General features: G+C 44.5%; 3 protein-coding genes and 1 pseudogene. 3 read left to right on the top strand and 1 reads right to left on the bottom strand.

Features of this window, described 5'->3' with window-relative positions; genetic code table 11:
• Both B3O33_RS14245 and narL read left to right on the top strand, forming a co-directional pair.
• Window positions 1–1190: histidine kinase (locus tag B3O33_RS14245; protein WP_292363854.1), on the top strand; the 1190-nt coding region annotated here is incomplete at its 5' end.
• Between the two features lie 19 nt (window positions 1191–1209).
• On the top strand, window positions 1210–1857 hold the full coding sequence (gene narL, locus B3O33_RS14240; RefSeq protein WP_292361812.1) for a two-component system response regulator NarL: 648 nt from the start codon (window positions 1210–1212) through the stop codon (window positions 1855–1857).
• A 148-nt stretch (window positions 1858–2005) separates the two neighbouring features.
• Here narL and B3O33_RS14235 read toward each other — a convergent pair whose 3' ends face one another.
• Window positions 2006–2347 carry a cupin domain-containing protein gene (locus B3O33_RS14235; protein ID WP_292361813.1) on the bottom strand — a complete coding sequence of 114 codons (342 nt, stop codon included), beginning with the start codon at window positions 2345–2347 and terminating at the stop codon, window positions 2006–2008.
• Between the two features lie 405 nt (window positions 2348–2752).
• Here B3O33_RS14235 and B3O33_RS14230 point away from each other — a divergent pair.
• Window positions 2753–3508 (top strand): annotated as a pseudogene (locus tag B3O33_RS14230) (ammonium transporter); the annotation flags it as partial.

Genomic DNA, 3508 nt, shown 5'->3' with positions numbered 1-3508 from the left:
ATGAACCGAATTCAGATGAGTTTACTCGCCTTGAGCAGCGTATTTTTGAAATGACAGCCAAGATAGAAGGTTATGCATCACAGGTTGCCTGGGCTGAACGAACCAATGAAAAATTGCTTATTCTATTACGCTCGCATGAGTTCATTCTTAATTTCATCGAGATTACCAGCCATGAGATTCTGAGTGAAAAAACGTTGCTTAAAGTGCTTTATTCACTTGAGCGGGCGATGAACTTCAGCAATGTTGCGATTATTTATACAGATGATGCGGCGGTGATTACCAGCGAACAGATCATTTTTTCGCATCATCCACCGCCGAAACTGGACAACCAAAGATTCGATGAACTTCACCGTAACGGCATGTCCAGTTACATGGCACAGAACCAGGAAGGAGAGGAAATTCGCTGTGTTGGCGTGACATTCAGTGGCCCCGCTTCAGCATTAGGCATCTTGTTGATCGAAACTGAAAAAGACCGGTTTCTTGAAAATACCGAAATTCAGGTGCTGGAAATTACCGCCAAACTACTGACAATGGCGACCAAATTTCATAGTCATGACGAAGAAGGGCGTCGACTTGCGGTGCTGGAAGAACGTGCAGCGATTGCCCGTGAGCTGCATGACTCTCTGGCACAGTCTTTATCCTTTATGAAAATCCAACTGGCCCGATTGCAGTCTGCTGGCGATGATAAGGTAAAAAGCGCAGAAATGCTGGGTGAGCTCCGGCAGGGACTTGATTCGGCCTATCGTGAATTACGTGAATTGCTCACCACTTTCCGCGTGCATATGGATTTACGTGGTCTGGGCTACGCTATACAAACCACAATTGATGAATTTTCGCAGCGTTCCAATATCAACATCAATCTTGACTATCGGCTCGTCAATTGCCGCCTGACGGTCAATGAAGAATTTCATATGCTGCACGTGCTTCGCGAAGCGCTATCCAATATTGTGCGGCACTCGAAAGCCAAGAATGTGTCGATATTTCTGGAATTGCGTCAGAATGGGAATGTTGTATTAACCATTGAGGATGACGGTATAGGTTTTACTGCGAAGACAAACACTTATGATCATCATGGTCAGATCATCATGAAGGAACGTGCCAACAGCCTGGGAGGCAATATAGAAGTTATGGCCAAGCGCCATGGAGGCACCCGTGTTCGGCTGGTGTTTACACCAAAATCAGTACAATAATTATTAAAGAGAGAAAAAAATGACTGAGAAAATAAGAGTACTGCTGATTGATGACCACCCTTTATTTCGCAAGGGGGTAGGGCAGATTATTTCGGATGATCCGAGTTTTGAAATTGTCGGTGAAGCGGCTTCCGGACAGGAAGGGCTGGATCTGGCGCTGGACGTTAAACCGGATCTGGTTTTGCTGGACCTCAATATGAAAGGCATGAATGGTCTGGAGACATTACGACGTTTCAAAGCGACAGATTTGGATGCCCATTATGTGGTACTGACGGTATCGGATGCAGAAGAGCATTTGCTTGAGGCATTACGTATCGGGGCTGATGGCTATTTGCTAAAGGATATGGAGCCGGAAGATTTGCGCAGCAATCTGCTTAAAGCGGCTGTCGGTGTCACTGTGCTGCAGGACAGCATGACCGAAATTTTAAAGAATGCGCTCATCGAACCGCATCATAAAGTGAATGCTGACGATGTGAATCTGACGGTACGTGAAAACGAAATTCTGGAATGTCTGGCAGAGGGAATGAACAATAAGACGATTGCCCGCAAGCTGGATATTCGAGATACCACCGTAAAAGTGCATATCAAAAACATCCTGCGTAAGCTTAATCTGACTTCAAGATTGGAGGCGGTCGTCTGGAAGCATCAACAGGACGGCAAGCTATAACGCATAAATTGCTGCCGACAAACCTTCATCAGGTTTGCCGGCAGCAATCACTGGACATGACCCGGAGAGTTTTCCGGGAAACTGAGTCCGTTAATCCTTCATATCGACCATTGCTGGATGTTCTGAAAGATCAACAGACCCTGTTAAATTACAACGCTTTACGCTGACCTACAAAGAAACCGACACCACGAGTTGGTGTTTCAAAGGTAATGGTTTCACCGTTGCCAAAAAACAGCACGTCACCGACGGTAGCATGTACTTTCTGACCGGATTCATCTGTAATGAAAAATTCGCCTTCAGCGACATACTTCATTTCTTCGTAATCGTAGGTGTAAACAAGAGGTTTATCCGTTTTGTTCAGGTGAAAAAAGCCTGCACAAAGTGTTTTGTCCTTGCTGTCCGAAACGATGCTGTCACCCAATGTGGCATTGATACCATCAATACCCATCGTTGGTTGTGGATCTTTTACAGCCTGTTTTTGAAATTTCATAAAATGTCTCCTTCGTTAGTGACGCACCGATTAAATAACGTCACTGGATTAGGAACAATCCTTCTGAAGTAGTACTCAGTTTGTGTAGTCTTTTATAAACAATAACTTGGCTGTTGTTGTAACGGTGGTTCTTGCTTTAATCAAGCATTATCAGATCCGCAGAATATCAAAATCATCTACGCAGATTTTGTTTGCGAAGAAAATACGCGTTTTTTATAAAAAAATTCAGCCATCCAGATCCCCCAGATAATCGCTAATTCCTAAAAAATAAGCCATATCAAGGGTTGTTACCCCCTAAGTGGTAATTAAAATGAGCAATAGACACACCTTTGGCCGGGGCATAGATTCGGTTCCCTGCGGTTGAATTCCCATCCGCAGCTAAAAATATAATAAGGGATACTTTTTATGGAAACAGAAGTCGCAAATTTGTTTGCTGAGCAGGTCAGTTTGGGAATGCTTGTGCAAAACCTGGTTTATGCTTCGGGTACAGTCGGGGCTATTTTTGTTGTGATTGGCTTAATGCTGATTGATGTGGGAGGAGTTCGAAGACGTAATATCTTTAACGCCACGATAGAAAAGATGGTCGGTTTTTTTATCGGTTTTACTGCCTACTTTCTGATTGGTTTCGCTTTTTGGGCATCGCAATATTACATCATGGAAGGTTACACACTGGTTGATACCATGAAAGACTGGTGGGCTGGTGGGGCTCTATCAAATGCAATGGCGCAAAATGTGGATCCGGCAGTTTTTCCGGGTTTGAATAACTTCCAGATCTTTATTTTCTTCCTCGCTTGTTTTGCCGGTATTGTTAATGTGTTGCTACATTTTGCAGTATCAGAACGGATGAAAGCATCGGCTTATTACATTACTGCTTTTGTTGCTACCATTGTTTCATCCATCCTGAGCTGGTTGACTTGGGGATCAGTTGGTCCACTGACCAATATGGGCTTCCATGATTTCTTTGGGGTGGGCTTTGTTTATCTGTTCCCGGCCGGCATGGCAATGGTGTTTGTGCGTAAGCTGAGACCTCGTCCGGGCATGTTCACGGCGCATCCAAACGTCTCTGAATATCGTCCACCATACCTCGGTCTGCTGACAGTCGGTGTGATGACCATTTTTGCCGGTCTGCCGATGGTTATTTTGTCCTGTCTGTTTTTCTTT

The organism is Methylophaga sp. UBA1464, from assembly GCF_002325665.1.
In the GTDB taxonomy this organism is placed as follows: Bacteria; Pseudomonadota; Gammaproteobacteria; order Nitrosococcales; family Methylophagaceae; genus Methylophaga.
The sequence above is the reverse complement of the archived record's forward strand: the minus strand, read 5'-3'. Positions and strand labels throughout refer to the sequence as shown.